Source organism: Hoskinsella mucinilytica (assembly GCF_045223415.1).
Lineage (GTDB): Bacteria > Bacillota_I > Bacilli_A > Erysipelotrichales > Erysipelotrichaceae > Hoskinsella > Hoskinsella mucinilytica.
The window spans coordinates 1-24,265 of record NZ_JBEQZJ010000007.1 but is presented as its reverse complement, the minus strand read 5'-3'; the positions used below and the strand labels follow the sequence as shown (position 1 = coordinate 24,265).

Annotated in this window: 12 protein-coding genes and 1 pseudogene; all 13 read right to left on the bottom strand. The window is 34.3% G+C overall.

Annotation, left to right across the window (positions count from 1 at the left end; all coding sequences use genetic code 11):
- Positions 1 to 445: 445 nt before the first annotated feature.
- The 13 genes and pseudogenes from UGRO018_RS03540 to tnpA all read right to left on the bottom strand — a co-directional run bounded on the left by UGRO018_RS03540 (position 446) and on the right by tnpA (position 23,803).
- Positions 446 to 1,885, bottom strand: coding sequence for a murein hydrolase activator EnvC family protein (locus UGRO018_RS03540; RefSeq protein ID WP_416325076.1), 1,440 nt, complete (start codon positions 1,883 to 1,885; stop codon positions 446 to 448).
- Between the two features lie 168 nt (positions 1,886 to 2,053).
- Positions 2,054 to 2,575 carry a GrdB-related putative oxidoreductase gene (locus tag UGRO018_RS03535; protein WP_416325075.1) on the bottom strand — a complete coding sequence of 174 codons (522 nt, stop codon included), beginning with the start codon at positions 2,573 to 2,575 and terminating at the stop codon, positions 2,054 to 2,056.
- A 35-nt stretch (positions 2,576 to 2,610) separates the two neighbouring features.
- Complete coding sequence (locus UGRO018_RS03530; RefSeq protein WP_416325074.1) at positions 2,611 to 4,020, bottom strand: PTS sugar transporter subunit IIC; 1,410 nt, start codon at positions 4,018 to 4,020, stop codon at positions 2,611 to 2,613.
- Between the two features lie 61 nt (positions 4,021 to 4,081).
- Positions 4,082 to 4,405, bottom strand: coding sequence for a PTS sugar transporter subunit IIB (locus UGRO018_RS03525; RefSeq protein WP_416325073.1), 324 nt, complete (start codon positions 4,403 to 4,405; stop codon positions 4,082 to 4,084).
- Between the two features lie 87 nt (positions 4,406 to 4,492).
- Entirely contained in the window at positions 4,493 to 4,822 is a 330-nt protein-coding gene (locus tag UGRO018_RS03520) for a PTS lactose/cellobiose transporter subunit IIA (RefSeq protein ID WP_416325072.1), read from the bottom strand.
- A gap of 136 nt (positions 4,823 to 4,958) precedes the next feature.
- Positions 4,959 to 5,582: an RDD family protein gene (locus UGRO018_RS03515; protein WP_416325071.1), complete on the bottom strand. Its 624-nt coding sequence runs from the start codon at positions 5,580 to 5,582 to the stop codon at positions 4,959 to 4,961.
- Positions 5,583 to 5,593: 11 nt separating this feature from the next.
- Positions 5,594 to 7,510 (bottom strand): BglG family transcription antiterminator, encoded by a 1,917-nt coding sequence (locus UGRO018_RS03510; RefSeq protein ID WP_416325070.1) that lies wholly within the window; start codon positions 7,508 to 7,510, stop codon positions 5,594 to 5,596.
- A gap of 178 nt (positions 7,511 to 7,688) precedes the next feature.
- Positions 7,689 to 7,850 carry a hypothetical protein gene (locus tag UGRO018_RS03505; RefSeq protein ID WP_416325069.1) on the bottom strand — a complete coding sequence of 54 codons (162 nt, stop codon included), beginning with the start codon at positions 7,848 to 7,850 and terminating at the stop codon, positions 7,689 to 7,691.
- A 136-nt stretch (positions 7,851 to 7,986) separates the two neighbouring features.
- Positions 7,987 to 14,091: a discoidin domain-containing protein gene (locus tag UGRO018_RS03500; protein ID WP_416325068.1), complete on the bottom strand. Its 6,105-nt coding sequence runs from the start codon at positions 14,089 to 14,091 to the stop codon at positions 7,987 to 7,989.
- Between the two features lie 95 nt (positions 14,092 to 14,186).
- Positions 14,187 to 20,963 (bottom strand): discoidin domain-containing protein, encoded by a 6,777-nt coding sequence (locus UGRO018_RS03495; protein WP_416325067.1) that lies wholly within the window; start codon positions 20,961 to 20,963, stop codon positions 14,187 to 14,189.
- A 242-nt stretch (positions 20,964 to 21,205) separates the two neighbouring features.
- Positions 21,206 to 21,712, bottom strand: a complete 507-nt coding sequence (locus tag UGRO018_RS03490; RefSeq protein ID WP_416325066.1) for a hypothetical protein — start codon at positions 21,710 to 21,712, stop codon at positions 21,206 to 21,208.
- A gap of 597 nt (positions 21,713 to 22,309) precedes the next feature.
- Positions 22,310 to 23,404 (bottom strand): IS200/IS605 family element RNA-guided endonuclease TnpB, encoded by a 1,095-nt coding sequence (gene tnpB / locus UGRO018_RS03485; protein WP_416325065.1) that lies wholly within the window; start codon positions 23,402 to 23,404, stop codon positions 22,310 to 22,312.
- Positions 23,401 to 23,803, bottom strand: a pseudogene (gene tnpA / locus UGRO018_RS03480) (IS200/IS605 family transposase). The gene tnpB and the pseudogene tnpA overlap by 4 nt, the downstream one beginning before the upstream one ends.
- Between the last annotated feature and the right edge of the window lie 462 nt (positions 23,804 to 24,265).

The window sequence follows — 24,265 nt, the reverse complement described above, 5'->3', positions numbered from 1 at the left end:
CTTTCTTCTACATCTAGAAAATTTAGAGCATCATCGATACTCATTTTTTTCTTTTCACTCTCATTCATCAAACACCAATCCGATTTTCTGATCAAAACAGAGTACTATCATTACTCTTTAATCACTATGAAATACTATGACCATCACCACAAAACCCCCTTTCGAAATTTTATGGTAGATATGATAGCACAAAACTTTGCATTTGTATCAATTATTAAAAAAACTTATATTTTTTGGCCAAATTCTTCAAATTTCCTTTCATTTTTGATCCTGGAATCAATTTATGATTGCGACAGAAAAAAGTAAAACTCATCTTAATTTATCTAATATTTATTATGAAAAAATAGAATCATATTCATATGGATCATCCTCTTTTACATTCATTTTCAAATGATGCTATGCAAAGTAATAAAAAAGAATGAAATCATCATTCTTTCAAGTATCGTTAATTCCAAAAATCCTCTGGTCTTTCCCTACATGGCGTTCTTCCACTAACTGAACAAATATTACTTAATCCGGTCGTATTGCTCCAACCACAACCCCATGCAAAGTCTGCGCCTTGATTAAAATATGTAATCGCCTCTTCCATGCTCATAGAACCTAAATTGAATAATTCCACATGTGCATGAGGACCTGTAACATTACCAGAAGCTCCAGTACATCCTAACTGCTGTCCTTTTTTCACCTGATCACCTGCATGTACATAAAAATTTTCATGCGCCATATGAGCAAAGCTTACTGCATATGTCGTCCCATTTACTTGAGTTAGAAACATAAGCGTGTTCCCGCCACCTAATGGCCATCCTATCCAATGATATAAATATCCATCATAGGTACCGAAAGGGTTTGCTGCATACAATATGATTCCATCAGCAGGAGCAACAATAGGGGTTCCTACACCAACAGCAAAATCAGCCCCTAAATGTGCACCTCCGCCAAAAGATTCAGGATAATGCCAAGTACCAGTTGAATAAGCCACAGGAGATATCGGGCTCATCATAGATGTATTATTCTCACTTTTGTTATAGTCTAATTTACCCGCAACTGAGGTATTGATATGGATCATATTATTCTGAATTTGACTCATATCTGCCTTTGCACTACGCATTTTCTCATTTAATTCAGATTCTTGTCCACGATAAACATTTAAAAGCTTTTCTCTTTCCTTTTGAAGCTTTTCCGCATCCTTTTTTGCTTTTTCATTTTCTGCTTTTTTATCGATTTCAACTTGTTTTAATCTATCCAATTCAGATTTTAATAAATCTAATTTTGCCTTTTCTTTCTCAAACTTTTTTATCTCTTCTTTATCGTATTGAGTAATTTTTTGGATCCCCTCAGTACGTCTGATCAAATCAAGTAAATCTGTTGATCCCATTAATATTTCTATATTTTCATTGGTTGTAATACTAGCTTGATCATTTAACATTCTTTCCATTATTTGTTGATTTCTTTTTTCAATATCCTTCGTTTTCATATTGATATCTAATTCAAGTTTTACACCTTGCGCTTTCATTGCACTTAAATTTTTATTATTTTCCTCAATTTTATTATTAATATCTTTGATCATTTCACTTTGTTCATTTACCATTTTGGAAAGAGCATCTATATTGTTTTTAACTTCATCACTTTGTTTAACTAAGTCACTGATTTTGTTTTCTGTATCTTTTTGTAATCCTTCATAATACTGCTTAAATGATTTACAAGCTTGTGCACTTTGTTCATCATCTTGAGGAAGTGAACACTTTTCCATCCATTCATCTACATCACTAAAATCATTTGCCTTGATTTCATCATTATGATACAAACAAAACATTATGGTAATCATTAAAATTAATAAAGAAAGAATCTTCCTTTTTCTCCCATTATCAGCTATGTACAAATTCATTTTCTTTTCCCTCCACTTTGCGCCTATTTCTGTCTATAACCTATATATCATTATATACTTTTTATAATCATCTTCAAGAGAAACAGCCTTATTCATTACATTTTCTGTAAATATATATATGAAAAAAAGCAGCACAATTTTTTTCGTGCTGCATAAACTTACGTTTTATTAGAAACAAATGGTTTCTTTTAATTCTGATGTATCCTGTTTTTCGCTCATCGCTTTTGCTAAGGTACACATATTTTTCAATGCATCATTCAAACCGGTTCCACCTTTTTTCGGTGTTTTAACGATCATGACTTTATCCTTAAATTCTGCAATGGTAGCTTCATTTTCCACAGACATTGCTGCGAATGCAGGAACATTTGTTTTGGCATTGATTTCAGTAGCAACATGAGCTGCCATGCCTGCATAATCAACATAGTTGAAAGCCGGTCCACACATAACAACATCAGGCTGTAGCTTATTGACCATAGCCACAAGTTTTCTAGTTACTTCTTCTTTGTTTTCCAGATAATAACCATTTCCACAATATAGACAAGCTAATACCTTGCCATCTACTTGTTTTAGGAATGGTTCCATCATAACAGCCGGTCCTACAGCTTCTTTCTTTGCCGCAAGAGGAACCATTTTGTCATCCTTTGTTCCTGCGCCAGCTTGAATCTGATCATAAATCATAATTACTTTCATTTGCGCTTCACCTCTTTCAACTATTATATCACATCTTAAAGATCATCGAAACTTAAGTCATCTAAACTCAAATCATCTTCTTCTGCTTCTGCTACTGCATTTGCTTCATCTTCTAGATATTGTTTGTCCATTGTTTTGATGAATGGCATATAGATGAATACACCTAAGATCAATAATAGACCTTGGAATACAGCACCTACCCAGTTGGTAGCTAAGAAACCTGAGATAATAACCGGAGTGGTCCATGGAATATTAACACCATTACATGGTGGGAACAATCCCATATTCATGGCAAAATATGATAATACAATGTTGATGGTTGGTACCAAAATGAATGGAATGACGATGGTAGGGTTTAATACAATTGGTAAACCAAATACGATTGGCTCATTGATACCAAAGATTCCTGGCACCAAAGCCAATTTACCTAATTCTGTAATACGTTTTGATTTACAGAATAACAACATTGCGATCAATAAAGATAATGTAGATCCACATCCTCCAAAAGTTGCGAACAAATCTTGGAACTGTTGAGAAATAATGTGAGCACCATTACCAACTGTGAATCCTGCTTGTCCTACTTCTTTAAACAAATTCAAGTTGTCCAATGCAAGAGTCTGAAGAATTGGATTAAATACTGCACCAACAACAGAACCACCATTGACACCGAAGAACCAGAATAAGTGTAAGAAGATATAAGCGATGATCATAGCGCCTAATGTATCACCCAGACCAAGTAATGGAGTCTGTAAGAAAGTGAAGATAAAGGTAAACGCATCCGTACCACATGCAACAAAGATCATATTGAAGATGAAGAATGTAGTCATAACGATACCTGCTGGAATCAAGGCAGCAAATGATTGAACAACTGTAGGTGGAACACCTGCTGGCATCTTAATAATCCAACCTTTACGTTCTACCCATGCATAAATATGAACACCGACCAATGCACAAATGATACCCATGAAGATACCTTTGGCACCTAACCAGCCAAGATCAATACCAGTAACAGTACCCTTAACGCCTTCAGCTACATCCATAGCTGCACCGCTTGCATCAAATAAAGCCTTGATGGATCCAGTTAAGGAATAAGGCATTAAAATGAACCAAGCCATTAATGATACAGCAGCACCGAAGATTGGTGTTGTTTTCATTTCTTTAGCGAAAGAATAACCAATACCCATCGTAGCAAAGATTGCCATGATCGTGAATGTTGCATCAGATTGTTTTCCTAACAAAGCAGCGAATGATTGTCCACCAATCATAAAACTTTCAATCCAATCTGTCCATGCAGGGATCGGGAAGTTAGCAATCAGCAAAAAGATAGAACCTACGATCAATAAAGGTGTTGAAACAAGGAAACCATCACGAATTGCGATCAGATACTTGTTTCTACCAATTGCTTCCGCAAGTGGCATTAAAACTTTTTCTAGTTTTTGTAACATGTTCTTTTCTCCTCTTTTCTATTGGAATCACATGATTTGCTCCCTCAAGCATCATGTTTTTTTATGCAGGAAGTTTTTTAATTAATTTGATAGCTGTTTTTAAAACCTTTTCTCCATTCATCATACCATAAGCAACATCATCAATAACTGCAATCGGAATATCACGATCACCAAAACGGTTTAAGGTTTCCTGATACATAAATTTTGCTTGTGGTCCTAACAAAATACAATCGGGCTGATCAAATGTCAGAATATCCTCCATCTGATTCAAAGCGAATGCTTGAACTTCGATGGGGAGAAAATGTGCATCTGCGGCATCCTGCATACTGCTTGCAAGCATACTGGTTGACATGCCGGCACTACAAAATAAATAAACTTTTTTCATAACAGCATCTCCTTCCTATTATCCTCGCAAATTATAACCGCTTTCAGCATAAGTTTTCATGAAGCGTTTTCCTAATTTTAGGAAATGTTATTTGATCTTTGCTTCCAATTCTGCTATTTTCTTATAATTAGCAATCATTTCTTCTGCAATGATCTTAAATCCCTCTGCGCTCATTAACTGATCTTCTGCATGCAACAGCAACAGAGTTGGTGACACAGGATTTCCACCTGCTTCCTGTTGAATCAATTGTGCGTGGGCACTATGTCCTTGAACGAACATCTCCTCACCTTCCTTGATCATTTCTCTCGCTCTTTCAAAATTACCGTTTCTTGCTTCTGAAATTGCTTCAATATAGCTACTTCTTGCCATACCTACGGATGAAATGATCTGAAAACAAGTCAATTCTAATCCTTCCATAAGTCGCCTCCTTTTCATTTACATGCTTATTATAGCTTGTCAAATGTTTTGAAACTTACAATTCGTTACCTAGAACTAGGAAAAAAGATACTAAATGTAAAAAATGCCTATTCACATAAGGAATAGACATCTATATTTAAATTCTTTGATCTACAGCATTTTGATCTGTATATTCAATGACTTTCGTTTTTGCCAGATAATCATGGATCATTCTTTGACTGCTCATTTTTAATGCAAGAAAAGCACTCACTACACTAATTGCCAATCCAATATACAATAACCATTGAACCAAATAAAGATTTAACATTAAAGAAATCATGGAATGTATGATACCAGACACATTATACAATGCACCCTCAATGATCATAATACCCAATATTTCACGAATGATCAATGTTTTTAAATCTACATCGCTTCCATCCAATTTCACAACTTTAAAGCCCATGGTTCTCTTTCCCACAGTTTGACCCGGATAAATTTTCCAAGGTACGATCACATAATAAAACAAAGCAAATACGATGCTCAATGCCCCTCCAAGATACGCTTGTGTATAACCAAACTTTGACGCAAGGATAAACACATTCACACTGGACATGGTTTCTAGATCATGGGTCATCATCATCCACATCAAGCACATGGGTAGCATGGTACATAAGCTTCCTAAAAACCAATCAATGACATACGCAAAGAATCGTTTTCCTGATGTAACAGTACACTGGCTTTGATCTAACATCAAATATAATTTCATAAATGGGTTCATAATTTTCCTCCTTAGGATTGTAAGATCTGATAGATAAATTCTTTATGATTCGTTGTTTCCAACAGACTGGCAAATTTACTGGAATTAGATACCACACTGCTTAACCAATCAAAGAAGACTCGTAATAGCTTTCTGTCTTCATTTTTGATCGCAAGAAGTATTACCAGTTGTACTTCAAAATCACCCCATGTAATCGGATTTTTCAAGATTGCTACAGATAAACAAGACTGATTCGCCATGACATTAAAGGTATGCGGTATCGCAAAGCCATAGGTAAAAGATGTAGAAGACATACTTTCTCGCTGTAATACGCTTGCCTTAAAACCATCAGGTGCATAACCCTCTTTGATCAATTGATCACACATATAAGATATCATTTCCTCGGGTGTCATCACATCCAAATCCGTATAGAAAAATTGAGGTTTGATCAAATGTACGATCATCTCTTGAAACTCTTTTCTGCTCTTCACCTTATCTAATTGATTCAATGCTTGAAAAATACGACTTTCATCTTCATAGTTCACAAATAAAGTAATCTGTACGGTTAAGATATCCAGGCTATGTAATAAAGGCAATGTTGTCAATATCATATCCGGTTGGATATCATTGACGGCAGCTTCTTCAAATAAGCTCATATGCTCTACGATTTCCATTCGTTCCCCAAATCTTGTTTCTACTTTTTGCGCACATAATTTACTTAATGCTTGATCATCCGGATAGATCATTAAGACACGATATTTTCCTGAGGCGCTGCTTCGATCATATGCACTACCTAAATGTAATGCAATAAATCCTAACTCATTTTCATTGATATCCAAATTGGTTTTCTCTTCCAAAAACTTTCCTGCACGTACTCCCATTTCAAAAACCAAAGGATATTTCTTTTTGATTTCTTGTAGATAAACATTATCTACTTCTACTTGTTTTAATTGTCGTTCGATCATAGATTGCATATGCATCTGTAAACCTACTTGTAAATCAACATCCTTACGGAAATCAATATCGAACGTTTGATAAATATCATCCAGTAATTGTTTTACCAAATCTTTTACATTATAATCCTTATCCTCTATTTTTATTTTATCTCCCGTATATTCACTACTTCGCTTTCCAAGCAATAAAAGTGCCAACAATACGATTTCATCTTCTACAACTTCAATACGAATCCTACCCGCTACTTTGTGGAAAAACTCCTTTGCGATTTGATATTCCACACTTTTCGCTAGCTCTGGATTTTTACGATCTGTTTCAATAAAATTATGATGTATGATACGTTCCATCGATACTCCAACATGCATCATGAGGATCGGCATCGCCATTTCTCTGATATGAAAATCATATTTACGAATGGTTTCATCCAACAACGCTTTCACTTCTAAAAGATTAAAATCTTTATATAAGGATGCTAATTTATTCATATTCAAGAAATTTCCCTTAGTTTCTGCCGCAAGCAATTCTTTGTAAAGCTTACGTTTACTGGATTCGCTTCCCTCTAAATGAATACAGCTCTTGGAACGAACCAACTTCAGGTCTTCATAAGGCTCCACCATTTTCTTAATGCGCTTGATATCATTATCGATGGAATATCCACTCACATAGACAAGATTCTGTAAATCTATAATATTCAATTCTGTTCTTTGAAATAACAATTCTTGGATGATATAGACGCATCTTTCCTGTGGTGTTTGTGGAATGCTTTCTTCGATTTCAATATCCAACGTACGAAAAACGTCTTGATTTAAATGATATCCATATCTTAAATTACTTTCAATCAATTCATTTTCATAAGTTCGATTGATCACATCAATATCTGAACGAATGGTACGATCACTTACATTTAATAGCTTACTTAATTCTTTTCCAGTGATCCAATCATTCATATCATTCATCATCGCAATGATTTTTTCCTGCCTTTTGTTTAATGCCATAGTTTTCACACCTCCACTTCTTTCATTATAAACGATTATAGTATACTTTGAAAAGATAAAATTTCCTAACAGCTAGGAAATTTACATAAAACCCCCGTTTTTTCCCTGTAGAAAACAAAAAAAGCAGATACATATATTTCTATATCTATCTGCATAAATGAATGGATGTCGAATCAGTTTAATCCTCTATATCTATCTGATCTTCTTGAATTAAGGAGTACATTCCTGATTTAGATAATTTCTTTCTTTTTTTTAATTGAGAAAGATGGTAATATCGAACAAGAAAGATTGCTAATATCAAGCAAATCAATGCAACAACAGCGAATATCAACCATATCATAATCCTTCATCCCTTCTTTTTGTGTATTATTTCACTATTCTATAACCTTAAGTGAAACACACAGGATCTTTTGATTTCTACTAGTGTACTACTTCTTTTTTCTTTTCTTCAAAATCTTAAGACCCCATGAGTTTCTTTATTTTACAGCTGCATCTTTTCTTTTTTTCAAAAGGATAGCAAGCGCAGCTCCACCCATCAATAATCCACCAAACAGAATGCCTGTGTTGGTATGATCGCCAGTATCAGGTTTCGTTGTATTGCTTGGTTTCTGTACTGGTTCTACTTTTTTCAAATCACCACGAGCACTTAGTAATTGATCTAATGCTTTAACAACTTCATCTGAAGTAGCATTCTCATTCTTTAATACTTTATTTGCATTATCCAAAGCTTTCTGGTAAGTATCCCAGCTTTCCTTTGTATAATCATCTTTCTTCAAAGAAGATCCTGCATTGATTGTAGTTTCAAGCGTAGACTTATCACTCTTATACTCGAATTTGAAATTCTTCATCGCATCTATGGCTTTTTGAATGTCTTGAGCATTACCATCTTTCTGTAATGCTTTGGCATTATCATATACTTTCTGTGCTACTTTTTGGCTATCTGGAAGCAATGCATCACTACCCATCTTGGTATTGAATTTTTCCATTTCTGCTTTCAAATCAGTAATATCAACCAAGGTAACTTTATTCAAATCAGCTACTGCTTGATCAACATCTTTTTGAGTTGCGTTATCATCTTTTACAAGATTAGCAACTGCTTTGATAGCTTCTGACAATTCTGCTTTACTAGCCTCTGTATAATTTTCAGAGTCTATTTTCTTCTGTGCATCAGCAATCGTAGCATTTAATGCATCTTTATTTGCTTTTTCAGTAAATGCAATACTATTAATTTCATTTACAATAGATGCAACATCATCTTTTGTACCATTCTTTTTCACATCAGCAATCGCCAATTTATTGAAGACTTCTTTTGCTGCAGTAATAGAAGCAGGTGTAAAGCTATCATCACTTAGTTTAGCTTCATATGCTTTTACAGCATCATCAATTGGTTTAACAGCTGCCAAAGCATCTTTGCTTTCATTGATACTTGCAATCGCTGTTTCAATCATTGCATCAGTTACATTCTTATCATCTACTATTTTTGAAGCTTCTGTTAAAACATCTTTTAAATCATTCCATGTTTTTTCTGTATAATCCGATGCATTCTTAGATTCACAATCTACAATAAGTGCTTTTAATGATGTAACATCACCTTTTACAGTAAGTTTGAAATCATTAAGTTCAGCTAAAGCTTCCTCAATTTCAGTTTTACTTCCATCTTCAACAAGTCCTTCAACGCTAGCAATCAACTTATTTGCTTCATCAATAGAATCAGCTGAATAAATATCGGTTTTCTTTACTTCCTCTTTTAACTTATCAATTGCAACCTGTAAAGGAGCTGTATCAACAAGAGAAGCTTGTGCTGATTCGATTTCATTTAAAATATTTTGTAATACGAAATTTGTAGTATCTGCATCTTTTGTAGCTTCAACTAAATCTTGAAGTTTATTAAATGCGCTTAAGTAAGCTTTATAAGAAGCTTTACTATAAGTTCCTTCTTCTACTTTTTTCACATCTTCTGCTACTTTTACAACAGCTTCGTGATTTACTAGGCTTGCTTTAGCTAAAACATTAATTTCTTTTGCTGCAGCAAAATTACCATTAGATTTAACATACTCTAATTTTACACCAGTTGCAGTAATTTCATCAAATGTGACTGTATTGACTACAGAAGAAGCACTAAATTCTCCATTATCTACAATTTTTACCCATTCACCATTCTGTTTAGCGTATAGGTTATATTGAGAAACATCACCATTTGATCCACCACGTCCTGTTAATTCAAAGGCAGAGAATGTTTTTTCTTTACCAAAATCAATTGCAATCCAGTGATTGCTTCCTTCATGCTTATCTTCTCCAAGATAATTAGAATGCCACCAAGAGTTCAAATCACCATCAATTGCTGCCATAGCATTAGCATCACCTGTTGTGGCTTCCATTTCACTACAAGCAGTTGCAGTCCAGCCTTCACGATCCAATGCTCTCATTTCATCCACGGTACCGACTTTATCCGCATTAGCTTTTGCTACATCATAATCAATAGCTTCATTAACAACCTGAACATCGCCAAGTATTGCATTAAAACTATTAGAACCTAATACAATTTTTGCATCTTTGATATCATCTTTTTTGCCATCATCGTATGCAGAAGTTCTTAACGCACCATTCTCATATAGTTTAATCATTCCATTAGCTTCACGAGTAATTACAATAGAATGCATTTCACCATCAGCAACTTTACCTTGATCTGTATTTTCAGTAGTTGTTGGAACATATGCATCTGTATTGAATAAGCCATGTGCTTTTTCTTTTACTGTTGTAACTGTTTCTTTTGAAGTTACGCTTTGAGAACCAATCTTAGCTACCAAATAGCCATCTTCATCAATAGATACTTTGATATCATTACCTTGAGTTAATACCGCTTTATTAGTATCTGTTGTTTTGATATTAAAGCTAATACCAAAATCGTTTGTACCACTAATACCTACTTTAGAAATTTCTTTTTCACCAGTTATTTCAGTATAGTATTCACCTGTAGTAGGATCCATTTTGTCTCCTTCAACAGATGCAACTACACCATCTTCATAAGCAGTTGTAGTTTCATTAACTGAAACACGGTTACCATAGATATCCTTAACTTCATCAGATGTAATCGTTACTTTAGCATCTTTATCAAATGCTGAATCTGCAGTTAATACAACAGTTCTATAATCTTCTTTTAATTCAGCAGTTGCTGCTTTACCATTTACACTGTATTCTGCCTCATTAGAAACACGTTCAGAGAATTTAACACTTACTTCTTTATCACCTGTTACTTTAGCAGAAACAACTTCAGGAGCATCACTATCTACTTTTCCAAATTGGAAAATTTTAGTTTCATGTGGAGCAAGTGTAACGTTAAAGCTATCACCATAAGATACTTTATCAGCCATCATTCCTGTTGTATATGGTTCTACCTGAACAACAGATGAATTACTTAAATCTGAAACAGCTCCAACTTCACTATCGATTGTTAAAGAATACTCTTGTTGAGTATCTAATGGATTGGTAAAGGAAACAATACCTTGTGTACCATTCCAACTAGAATATCCATACACACCTTCACTTGGCTGATTACCAAATAATTTAGCGTTCTTTAAAATTTCATGATTACTTTGCGCAAAGTCAAGCACATCAGCACTTACTTTCCATTTTGCTTCATCCATCAAAGATGGTGAATAATATAATTCCCAGAATGCGGTACCACGTACTGCATTTGCCATCAAGTATTCTCTGAATACATCCGTAGTAGCATTACTTCCATCAGATACACCATAAATTGGATCATGGTTATAGATGTTTTTCATTGGGAACTGAATCTGATTCTGTTTGTAAAGCTGATAATATACTTGATCACGGTAATAGATCTTCTGTTCGTGACGTTCTCCAGTGCCTAACACTCCTGTATCACCTGAATCTTGTACCCAAATTGTGTTAACCCACTGTAATAACCATGGACTTAAGTTAACATAACATGTAGCGTTGATCCATAGACCTTTACCTTCTTTTGCTCTTTCAGCACGAACAGTATCAAATAAATCTGTCCATTTTTCCCAAAGATCACTGGTATAGTACATATTGTTCTCTCCACCAGTCATATGATCGTGTGATGCATTTGTACATGGTCTAACAGCAAAACCATCCCATTTCCAATAATCAATATTAAAACGTTTTTGATAATCAACGAACATTGTCTGAAGATTATTTACATATTTTTTAGATCCAACACACACATTTTCCCAATAATCTTTTTGAGCATAACCTGTTCCACTTTCCTCAAGGAATTTGGCAAATGTACCAAAATAATTGTATCCACCTTGTGGACCTACCCATAAACCAAAGGATGATTGGAATTTATCAGATAATGCACTAGAAGTATATAGTTCATTAGGGAATTTGCTGTTAAACTCCCAGAATCCTGTCTGATTTGGTGTTCCACTTCCTGCATCTGTACTAGCTCCTGTATATTTTCCATCATAGTAGTTATTCCATCCATCATCAACAACATAAGATTCAAGAGGTTCTACGCCTTCAGCTGATAAGCCTGCTTCTGCTCCATTGAAAGAACTAGCAATACTTTCATCTGTGATAGACATCATGTTGTCATACCAAGAGTTATACTGTTTACGGAAATCAGTTGGTGTTGCGATATCTTCAATATAATCAAAGAAATCTGTTTGTACAACTGATTCTGATGTATCACGAGCAGCGCCAATAACATTTTGCCAAGAAACAAATTTTCCATCTGTTGTTAATTGTCCATCAGCTGCCATTTTTTCAAATGTTTTTCCAGAGTAATAACGAATCTGAGTTTCATTGTTTTTAACAATGGTGTCTGTAGCAGGGAATTCTGAACCCATGAAGAAGCCATTAGCATAAATAGGTTGTCCAAGCATTAATTCATGCTGTTTAATCCACATAGATGAAATCTTGCTATCTTCTGGATGACTCCATACATCTTTTGCATCTGCTGGTAAAACAAAATGATCTTGATCGATATAATCGATTTGAGCTTTAGCATTGTCACTTGCTTTAATTTCAATGAAAGAGTGCATATAGTGATCTTCTGATTCCAATACAGCTACCTGATCAATCGTATAGGTAACACCTGCTTTTTCTACTGGTTCATAAGAAATCACTACTTTTTTTCCACCTGCTTCAGTATCAGAAATTACAGTATCTTTATAAATCAACTTACTTGATTGGATTGCTGAAGAAATTGCTTGACCATGCACTTCTTCGCTCCAATCATAACCTTGATAAGCATCAGAATATAGATTCAATTCTGCACTTGTAAATTCTGCAGTAGATCCTATAGAACATGATTTTTGAACTAAACGAACATATTGTGTATCGTAAGCTTTCAAAAGGTTTAAATAAACACGATCGCCTACATTATATAGGTTGTCTACTTGATGAAGATTGTATGCTTCTTCTGTAAAGTTACCAGCTCCTGCAATTGTCCAATCCACTTTATCATTACTTACATATACTTCAAATTCACCCATGGTACCATTTGTACCAAGATTTTTATCAGGATAACCTGGGCGTTTATCGATAGATAAAGAACTTACTGTTTGAACGGATCCTAAATCAATTTCTACAGTAATTGGATTACCTGGTTTTGTATATTCATCAGGATATGTGTTTAAATCACCGTCAATTACTTTTGCAGTATTTGTTTCATCAAATTTAGCCCCATCCTTGTTTTGAATAGAAACATTCCAAGCACTACGCTCAAGTGCTGTTTTAGGCTCAACAATCTTTAAAGCTTTTTCTATTTTATCTGTATAGAAATTAACCTCAGATGATGAAAATTCCTCTGCAGCTCCAAAAGCAACAGATGTCTGTACCACTTTGACTTGTTGTGCTTCAACAGGCTGATCAAGGTTAACATAAACCATATCGCCTACATTAAATAACGTTCCTTCTTTGTGAAGATTATAGTCTTCTGCAGAGAAAGCTCCTTCTTTAACTTTAGTGTACTCAGCACTATCATCTGCTTTTACCCATATTTCATAACCACCCATGGTACCATTAATACCATATAGTTCGTCAGGATAACCTGGACGTTTGTTTACTGACATGCTAGAAATTGTTTTCTTTTCTCCAAAGTCAATTTCTAAAGTAAATGGCATCCCACTAATTTGATAATTGTCTACATTAGTATTTGTATCATTATCAAATAGTTTTTTCACGTTGGCATCATCAAATGCATCTCCGTTACTATTTTTTAAAGTAGCATTCCATGAATCCATGGCAAGTTTACTATCAAGTCCTGTATATACATATTCCTGTTTGTTTTCTATTTCAGGTTTTGTATCTGGTGTATCAGCATCAGCTAATAGATTGATAATAAAATCTTCTGATCCTGCTTGTGGTGCTAACGTTGTGTTTGCTCTTTTATTTTCTAATAAAGATGTTAACACATGACTGTCTTTTATTGTGTATTCTCTACTGATATAATCATTACCCAAACTGATTGTATCATCATTTGCATTTGCATGAACTGATCCTGCTGCTTTTACCTGAATAGATGGCATGATTGCTGTCAATGCTACTGCGATTGATAAACTTCCACTTAAAAACTTAGTAAGTTTCATAGTGTACTCCTTTCTAAATAATTAACTCTCTTTTTTTTCAAAACATGGGTTGACATAGATTTCTATGTCAGCCCATATTAATACGTCATTATGCGTTATTTCGCACTGTTGTCAGTTTCTTTTTTCTTCTTCAGAAGTAATGCTACTACTCCTGCACCAGCAAGTAACATAGTTCCTGCCAATGCTGTTGCATTTGTTGTATCTCCTGTGTCAGCACCATTGTTTCCATTTGGTGTTGTTGTGTTTCCTGGAGTTGTTCCACCAGGTGTTGTTGTACCTCCAGGTGTGCCTGGTTCTGGTGTAGGATCTGAAGTAATTTCAGTTAATCCCTTAATTGCAGCTTTCAATGTATCTGTTGTAGCAGCTACATTTTCTTGAGTTGCATTATCATCTTTCATTACTTTGTTAGCAGATTCTAAAGCAGATTTGGCTGCATCAACACTACTTGCAGTATAAATATCGGCATCTTCCAATGCTTTTTCAGCATCTTTGATAGCTTCAGCCAATGCTGTTTTATCTGCTTTAAACACTGTGCTATTCATCAATGTTTTTAAGATTGCAACTTGTTGTTCAACTTCATTTTTGCTAGCAGTTTCTTTTACTAGAATAGTTTCAGCTGTTTCTATTGCTGCATTTAATTTTTCTGCATAAGCTGGAGTAAATTTGTCTTTGTTTGCTTCTACATAATCTTTCGCTTTATTGATTTCATCTTTCAAATCAACAATTGAAACTAGATTTTCTTTAGCAGAAACTAAATCATTGATAGCTTTTGTAACTTCATCTTTTGTACTATCATCTTTTACCAAGATAGCTTTTGCATTACTACTTACTGTTTCATAAGCAGTTTTGCTAGCCAATGTGTAACCATCATCTACTGCTATAATTTCTTTAACAGCATTTCTTAGTTCATCAATTTTAACTAAAGCATTTTTTGCATCAATCAATGCTTTATTAGCATTTGCTACACCAATTTCAGTTGGTGTTACTACAGCAGTTTCTGCAGCAACGATAGATTCTTGGAATTTAGCAAAGCTTTCTTTTGTATAAGTAGCATCAACTTCTGGACCATTTTCTCCATTTGTCATTGCTTTTGCCTCAACAATTGCAGCTTTTAAATCTTCTAATTCAACGAATTCTGTAAGATCAGATTTTGCTTGTACTAAAGTAGCTTCAGCACTATCAATCTCTTTTTGTGTATTGCTTTCAGTAACTTTATTAGCATCTTCTAATGCTTTTGTAAAAGCTTCCCATGTAGAAGGTGTGTAACTTAAAGCATCGTCTTTATGTTCATCCATCCACTTATTAGCATCTTCCAATACAGGTGTGAATGTCATGAATTTATTAACCTTGATAGTTGTAGAAGCTTGAATATCGCCATATGTAGCAATAATCTCTGCAGTCCCATTCTTAACACCTGTAACTACGCCATTAGCATCAACTGTAGCCACAGTTTCATCTGAACTTGACCAAACAACATCTAAATTAATTGGTAAAGTATCTGCTTTTGCTTGAACAGTTTCTTCAGCTTTAATTTCTTCTTTATCAAGAGAAACACTATGAACAGTTGTACCATAAACTGTCATTTCTGCAACACGTGCATATACATCATTTTCTTCTGGTATTCTACCAACTGCACCTGTTACTACTACTTTTACATAACTTGCTACAACTGGTTTAAACTTAATTTCTTTTGTATAATTTTGGTTTTGCTCATAAACACTAGGATTTACTCTACCATTGACGGCTGGTGTCCAATCAGTTCCGTTTGTACTAGTAGAAACTTCATATTTTGTCACACCTCCATTTTTAGCAGTATGTGAAATCAAATCAATCTGATTCAAAATATAAGTATCTTCCAGTTTTACGATAACTTCTTGAGGCAATTTTGCAGAATCTCCACTATATGGAGATTCCCAATAGGTATTAACATCACCATCAAACATGTTCTTACCTTCATTGGATTCACTATATAGAGCATTTACTTCTGCAACACCATTTACAATAATCTTGTTTGGATCTGTAGGGATTTCTACAAGAGCGTTTTTAGCAATAGACAATTTAATTGCTTCTGCCTCAATTTCAGATAATGTTTTAGCTGTAGTAACTACAGTTTTAGCATTTTCTAATTCTGCGCTAAAGCTTGTCCATGTTTCTTCAGTATAAACTTCTTTAATCAATGCATCACAATTATCAATTAATTCAGATAATACACTACGATCAACTTCGTTCTTTATAACAGTAATATTTACTTCTTTTGTAATTTTATCATCTGCTGTAGACGTAGCAATTAAACTAGTAGTGCCTTCTTTAATACCTTCAACGATATAGTAGTAATTATCATCACCATTTGCAACTTTTGTTACTTTAGCGATTTCCTCATTTGCACTAGCAATTGTGTAGTTACCATTATTTACATTATCTGGTTTTACAGCTGCAGTAACAGCAATTCTTCCTGTTTCATTCACTTTATAGGAATCTTTGTCAAATTCTATAGAGGCAGGATTAACTGGTTGGCTGTTTGAGAAAGTGACCTCTCCAACTGAAAGCATTTTCTTTCCACTATGAGAATCTGTAAAATTCAAAGTAACTGATTTCACTTTTTTATCCGCAACAATATCTACGTTTTTATACTCTGCAGTTTTTGCTTTAACCATGGTGATTTTCCCAAGATTGGCAGTACTATCATCTTCATACACTACAGTGGCTTCAAATTCTTTAATTTCACCATTACCTCCACCTGAGCGTTGATAAACAGTCATTAAATTAATGTCCTGTGGTGTATCAAATGTAAAGGTAGCATCTAATGGTAACTCTGCTTTTTCATTCCAAAGAAGTTCAGCTAATTTAGTTGTATCTCCATCAATCATTTTATCTACGCCTGCACCAGGTTGATATTTTTCTGATTGTTTTGTCGTTGCTTTGATAACTTTATTAGAAATCTGCACTTTTCCTGTAGTAGATGGTTTAGTAACATCATCTCCTGCTTCTGTTAGCATAGCATCCTTTATAGTCATATTAGAATTTATAACGTTTGCAGATTCTAATGCAAATTCATTATTGCCATCTGCCAAAGCTTCTACTGTGATTGTTGCTAATAGCTTATTACCATTGATTCTATCTTTATTACCAATGTTTGCAAAGGCTATGTACAGATTTTCAGATTTATCATCATGGGTTCTTATAACAGAATAGTTTTCCATGTTATATGTAGCATAAGCAGCCTCGACATTTCCAACAAGTTTGAATTTAGAGGAATCAAATGGAATCTTAGCAGAGATTGCATTTACATCAGTAAATCCAACGCCTTCAAGTGTCAATGTGAATTGATCACCCTTTTTCACTGTTTTTACATCGCTCTTCAATACAATGTTACCTTGAATTTCATCTTTTTCTTCAGGTAGGATTCCCCCATCTAATTGAGATGCAACATAAGAAATATCAAATGCATCAATAACACCATCAAAATTCATGTCAGCTCTAGATACCTGTTCTACAAAGTTAGTATCTGGATCCTCAAAACCATTATAATTCTTTAATGGCACTAAATCCTGTGCAGATAATTCATCCGTATGTAAACGTACGTTAGATGCACCAGGAGTTGTAGGAACAGTTCCTTCCTTTATCATTGGCATCAATTCAATTGCAGTAAAGAAATCGCCAGCTGAGCCTTTATTTGTAAGACGAATATACCTTGCATATACACTCTTATCAAAAGTGATATTGTCACCTTTCATGAAATTTATGGAATCTTGTTCTTTCCATGTTGTTTTATAATTAGTTTTTAAAGTAAGCCAATGGATGCCATCTTTACTAACTTCCACATCAAGAGTATTTGGTGTACCATTACCTAAATCCTGACGTGGTACATACATGATGCTTTCTATATCATAAACATATTTCATATCAAGAACTGCTTGGGTTCCTACAGAACCTGAATTAGAATGCCACTGTGTTTTCAAATCTTTATCTACTGCGCTAGAAACTGTGCCTTCATAATTTCCACTCGTACCATTCCAGTTAGCTGTTATAGTTTCTGGCACCATTTTGAACGGATCATCTTTTGTGGTAACAGAAACTGCAGGTGTACTCCATTCAGAAGCACCAGCTTTGTTAACTGAGCGAATTTGAAAGTCATATTTCGTAGCATTAGGAAGATCTTTAATCATACATGGAGAAGTTACATTAGAAAGAATTTTCTTTCCATTTACAAGCAAATCATAAGATGTTGCTTTTTCAACTTCATCCCATTTTAAAGTAATGCTTGTGGGAGTAATATCTGCATCGTCTACGTTTTGGAATGTAGGGATAGTAGCGAGTTCCCCTTCAGCTTTTGCTTTATTAGAATTGTTAAATTCTTCAACTTTTAAAACCATTTTTGTATCATTTACATTTGTTTTAACTGTTCTAACAAATAGCTTAGGGCTGGTAATGATCTTACCATTATTGATTTTTTCTCCTTGTTCATATTTATTAAGATTTACTTCTGTATCATAATAGTAAATATTTTTGGAATAATCATCATCAGCAACTGCTTTTTCATACTCAGCTTTAGTAACTTTTGTTAATTCCTGTGTTGTTCCATTAAATTCCAAAGTAACCTTTGATGGTTCCTTGTGAGTATTCACTTTCAACACTGTTGATTTATTTTCAGAAGCATAGTTTCCATTAATCAAACGTTTATCAATCGTTATTGTAGCTGTTCCATCTTCAGCGCTTCCCTTTGTCATCTTAGGAGCACTTGATGTTATAGTTGTATTAGCAGATCCACTATCAATTGATTTACCATCATCTTCATACATTGTGAATGAAGTATCACCATCAGGATAAACATCGAAGATACGATCAAATGCATCTGTAATCTCTCCAGAAGCGTTATTATCTTCTGTATAAGGAATAATTGCTCCACTCTTTATAAATACTGGCAGTTTCCATAGTGGTGCATCAAAGTTATATAATGTCTGCCCACCATTGTATTGTTCACCAGTAAAGAAATCAATCCATGTCTGATTCTCATCAGGAAGGTAAATATTATCACGTTTACCTGCATCGGTATTATTACTAGGTCCTTCATATACAGGTGCTACCAATAAGTTTGGTCCCCACATATATTGATACTGTGTATCTTTACCATATGTAACTGGATCATTAGGATATTCCAATACCATAGCACGAAGTAATGGTGTACCATTTGTATTTGCTTCCTTAGCCAATGTGTAGTTATATGGAGTTAGTTCAGATCTAGTCTTTAAATATAAACGTTGGATTGCTTCAGACTCTCCACCATCTTGTGAACTATATTCCCAAGGTGTCTTTCCATCCAAATCATCGGCTTTTGAGCCATCCCATCCACCCATGTTGTATAACATTGGTGTAAAGGATTTCCATTCAACATCACGAGTTGCGATAACACGATTACCTTTATAAATAGAGTCAATGTCTGAGCCTACATTAGGTTGTGCAGATAATCCTGATCCAATATAAGAAGGAATCATAAATCGTATATATTCCCAACGACCACCAGATTGATCGCCTGTCCAAATACCGTTATATCTTTGGGAACCAGCCCAACCATATAATGAGAAGATAAATGGACGATCACCAGATTGTGCAATAGCTTCATATCCAGTAGATACAGAGTTCATCTGCATATCGTATCCATTTCCTACCCAAGCAACGTCAGTTTTAATTCCACGTGTTCCTGCAGTCATAACTTCTTTGTCTACATTACGTAAAACCTTTTCACTTTCATTATACAAATCACTTTGTGTCCACATTCCAACTTGAACACCCAAATCATTTGCTGAAGATACAAATTTTTGTAAATTTTCAATATTGCCATCTACAGTTCCAGTCTTTCCATAATGACATCCATAACCATCTTGAGGTAACATCCATCCTAATGGAATTTCATGATTTTTAACATAGTTATTTAAAACTGTTGTACCATGAGTATTTAAATCTCTCTCACCTGTATTAGCATTATAATTATAACAATCTGCATGTCCAATATATTGACCCCAACGTGGCCAGAATACAGGACGTCCTGTCATTTCCGTAAAATCATTTAACAACGCTTTTAAATCTGTTGCTGGTTCCACATAATAGTAAGCATCAAAGCGCTCTTCTTCATGTGAGAACGTTGCAGTTTCTGAAAAATCATAATCACCTGGAGTAAAGGTATGACGCATCACACCATACCCCTTTGTTGACATATAGAAAGGAACAGGGTTACTACGTCCACCATCTTCCCAGCCGCCACCAGTTCTTATTTGAAGTTTTGTATTCTTATGGGAGAAGTAACCATTTTGAGTACCTCCTCCGTAGAAATATTCATCAGGATCTGTTTTTAGAGTCTGCGTAGTTTTCTTTTTCTCAATCGTAATAGGTTTAGCTTCTTCCCAAAGGGTTTTCCCATTACTATTGGATAATTTCATCAAAGAATTTTCTTTATTTATTGTTAAACTTAAAGCACTTGTAGATAATGTAATAGTTTTTCCATCATCTGAAACATTTGGTTCTACTCCTTCATAATCACTATCGTGTTTATCAAGAATAAAAACTTTATTATAGCTACTGCTTACATATGGCTTAGCATTTACTAAGAAATCATTTCCATCTTTTTCAAAGTTTAATCTAAATACATTATCCTTTAAAAAGGTTGCACGTAATGTACCAGTTTCAAGTTTGATATCAACAACATTTTTCGTTTTTTGAGCTTCTCCGCTTACTGCACCTATCGTATTTTCAAGGTTTTGATCACTACCCTCTTCCGCTTTGGCAGAAATGAAAAATGCAGAATTTGAATAAGCCATAGTAAACGTCATTGACATTGCTAATCCAACAACACCAACTCTTTTTAATATATTATTCATTTGTTCCTCCTCATCTTATTGCTTTAAATCAAAAAACACTTATTAAAACCTTTCGCCTTTTTTATTACCATATAGTCATAAATAAACCATAGTCTTATAACCAAGTCATCTAGTTATAAGATTCACAAATATACTTGACATTTTTCAATATATAGCTGTATAGTATTCCAACTTACTAATTTCTATATAATGCCCTTTTTGTGAACATAATTGAAAATCACTTTAACCTAACGCAAATCATATTAATCAGCTTTATCCAATTGATTAATCTGTATCCATTCATCAAAGCCATCTTCACTAAAAGAAGAACTATTTCCTTGTATCACCATGCCATTCTTTACATAAAAAATGGATGGTGTATCTTCAAAATCTGTAAAATACTTTTGTATTTTTTCTGTGGCTGCAGTTGCATCTTCTTCTTTGTCTAAAACTACATCAAATAATTCTACATGATGAATCATTTTGTAGTTCTCAAACATCTCTTTAAAAAGTTGACATTTGCTACAGTTAGTAAGTGTAAAGACAACTACAAATTCATCTTTAGAGTCCATTTTTTCAATTAACCTGCTAGCTGATATTTCTATCTTTTTCCCAGGTGTTATATCTCTTGTATAGGATGGAATAATTTCACCTGTTGCTGTTTTATTTACAACAGGTGTTAATTCTTCATTTGTATCTGCTTTAGAGCTACAGCCACAAATAGTGAATATGCAAAAAACTGTCAAGAACACTTTTCGTGATTTTTTCAATTCTCCACCTCACTTTGCTTCTGCTTTTTTTTGAAACATGTTCAGAAACCTATACCTTTTTAAACAGCTGATTTCGGGTAAAAAATCAGTTTTTTTTTGTGTTTTGGATGAAATTTGCTAGAAAAAGAAGGGTTTTAAGCTTTTTCTAGTTTATCTCGATTAGTATAGGATTTGATACTTGCGGCAACTAAACTGTCCTGTTTCAATAAAGCAATAAACCTCTCACTACATCAGAAATTTCATCTTTCCCTTCTGACATTGTCATTTTAATCCCTATAGTCGCTAATGTAAACCCTTTCGGTTTGCATTTTTCGTCATGATTTTTATACTTTTTAGTAACTCTAAATTATACAAAGTAAAGCAAAACAAAAACAACTTATCTAAAATAAGTAACAATTATTCTAAAAAGCTAAATCATTATAAATAAGCATGTCATTTGATGAGTATTATAGGTATTATTAATTAACATAATAGTATTTGTGACATACTCTCATCACCTACGCTAATGCTTAGAGGTGAGAGCTTCTTGCTCGATACAGCTACTGCTGTAAGCATATACAAGCTAACCCCGTGTGTCCCACGGTTTTATGTTTTGAGTTATGCAGAAACTAATCGCATACCCTCGTTTCTAATGTTCATTGCAGCGTTTATGTCTCTGTCGTGATGTGTACCGCATTCGGGACAGTCCCACGCACGTATCCTAAGGTTTTTCGTTTCGGGATTTTTGTAACCACAGACATTACAGATTTGAGAACTTGCAAAGTATTTATCCACCTTGACAAGCTGTTTCCCTTTTTCAACAAGTTTGTATTGCAGGAACATAACAAACATTCCCCATCCATTATCGGATACGGATTTTCCAAAATTCATGGCTTGCGACATCGTTTTCATATCAAGATTTTCTATACATACACAATCGTTTGCATTGGTTATCTGCCTTGATTGTTTATGCAGAAAATCCTTGCGTTGATTTGCAATCTCTTCGTGCAACTCGGCTACTTTGATACGCTGTTTGTTACGGTTATTTGAACCTTTTTGCATTTTTGATAACTTACGTTGTTCTCTTGCAAGCTTCTTTTCAGCTTGCCGATAATATCTTGGATACCTTGGTTCATTTCCGTTACTATCCTTGTATAATTCGTGCATAGAAAAGTCAAGTCCTAAGAAAGTTGTCGCTTCTGCTTGTTGTACTTGGTTTTCATACTCAAATAGAACACTTGCATTATACTTTCCGCTTGGAGTAAGGCTTATCGTCACGGATTTCAACTTATAATCTGATGGGACATTTCTATGTTGCTTCAACTTAACCAAGCCTACTTTTGGAAGTTTGATATATCCCTCAGCAATAACAATATTGCCATTTACACAGTTTGTTGTGTAACTCCTATGGTTAGATTTCTTGGATTTGAATTTCGGAAAGCCTATTTTAGGACTTCTGAAAAAGTTGTTGTACGATGTCTGTAAATTTATCTGAGCATTCGCAAGGGCTAAACTGTCAACCTCTTTCAGCCAGTCAAATTCTTTTTTATACTTTGCAGGAGTATTCTTCAGATTTTGCTTGGTTTCCTCATAGTATTTGATTTTATCGGATAACATACGATTGTAGATAAATCTGACGCAACCAAAGGTTTTGGCAAACATTGTACGTTGCGCTGCATTTGGATATATTCTGAATTTATAAGCTTTGTTCAATGCTTTTCACCTTGGCTTTCTATATATTTTTTGATTACTTCAATAGGCGCACTGCCTGTTGTAAGTAAGCAAAAACTCTGACTCCAAAAATATTCTTTCCATAACTTTGATTTAATTTGTGGAAACTCTTTTTTCAGAAGTCTACTACTTGCACTTTTATAGGCGTTTATGAATTTGCTGATTTCCGATTTCGGTTGTGCCTTGAAAAGAATGTGAATATGGTCTTTATCATGATTTTCATTCCTGTAATGTAATGTTGTAATTCGGTGCAATGTACTCAAAAATTTCTTTTGCACGTGCAGAAACGCTGTCATCGGATACTTTTCGACGATATTTCACAACAAGTACAAGATGATAATTCAGCAAAAACACTGAATGTGCATTGTTGTCTAATTCCACGTATAATCATCCTTTCCTGTTTCGACTGATTACATCATAACACATTGCTCGGTGCATATCAAGAGTGGGTGGAAAACAATTCATCTCCCACTTTAGAAGTGGGGAACTTCTTGCTGAGAAAGGTTAAATATCGCTTACTGGTTTTTGAAATTGTCATCTATCGCATGTAATACATCATGTTATTTTTTTCATAAAATTTTAAAACTTTCTGTGTAGGTTTCAATTTCTCTATCAAGAAATCCTTTGCATCTTTCTTCTTTGTATAAACCTTGCACATTCCAAAAAAGCTTAGTACAAGAATAATGATTATCAAACTAATCTTACTTAATTCCTTCCTTTTTTAAGATTTCTAGAATCTTAGGTCTGAGCGTTTCATCTACTCCAAGCATTTCTAATGTTTCATTCACTTCCATATGATTTTTCTTTATCATATTTTTTGCACATTCCATAATTCCTGTGATT

What these genes read in the sequence shown, in the direction of transcription:
- UGRO018_RS03540 (WP_416325076.1), bottom strand. Translation starts at nt 1,885, where the DNA reads ATGAATTTGTACATAGCTGATAATGGGAGAAAAAGGAAGATTCTTTCT.
- UGRO018_RS03535 (WP_416325075.1), bottom strand. Translation starts at nt 2,575, where the DNA reads ATGAAAGTAATTATGATTTATGATCAGATTCAAGCTGGCGCAGGAACA.
- UGRO018_RS03530 (WP_416325074.1), bottom strand. Translation starts at nt 4,020, where the DNA reads ATGTTACAAAAACTAGAAAAAGTTTTAATGCCACTTGCGGAAGCAATT.
- UGRO018_RS03525 (WP_416325073.1), bottom strand. Translation starts at nt 4,405, where the DNA reads ATGAAAAAAGTTTATTTATTTTGTAGTGCCGGCATGTCAACCAGTATG.
- UGRO018_RS03520 (WP_416325072.1), bottom strand. Translation starts at nt 4,822, where the DNA reads ATGGAAGGATTAGAATTGACTTGTTTTCAGATCATTTCATCCGTAGGT.
- UGRO018_RS03515 (WP_416325071.1), bottom strand. Translation starts at nt 5,582, where the DNA reads ATGAACCCATTTATGAAATTATATTTGATGTTAGATCAAAGCCAGTGT.
- UGRO018_RS03510 (WP_416325070.1), bottom strand. Translation starts at nt 7,510, where the DNA reads ATGGCATTAAACAAAAGGCAGGAAAAAATCATTGCGATGATGAATGAT.
- UGRO018_RS03505 (WP_416325069.1), bottom strand. Translation starts at nt 7,850, where the DNA reads ATGATATGGTTGATATTCGCTGTTGTTGCATTGATTTGCTTGATATTA.
- UGRO018_RS03500 (WP_416325068.1), bottom strand. Translation starts at nt 14,091, where the DNA reads ATGAAACTTACTAAGTTTTTAAGTGGAAGTTTATCAATCGCAGTAGCA.
- UGRO018_RS03495 (WP_416325067.1), bottom strand. Translation starts at nt 20,963, where the DNA reads ATGAATAATATATTAAAAAGAGTTGGTGTTGTTGGATTAGCAATGTCA.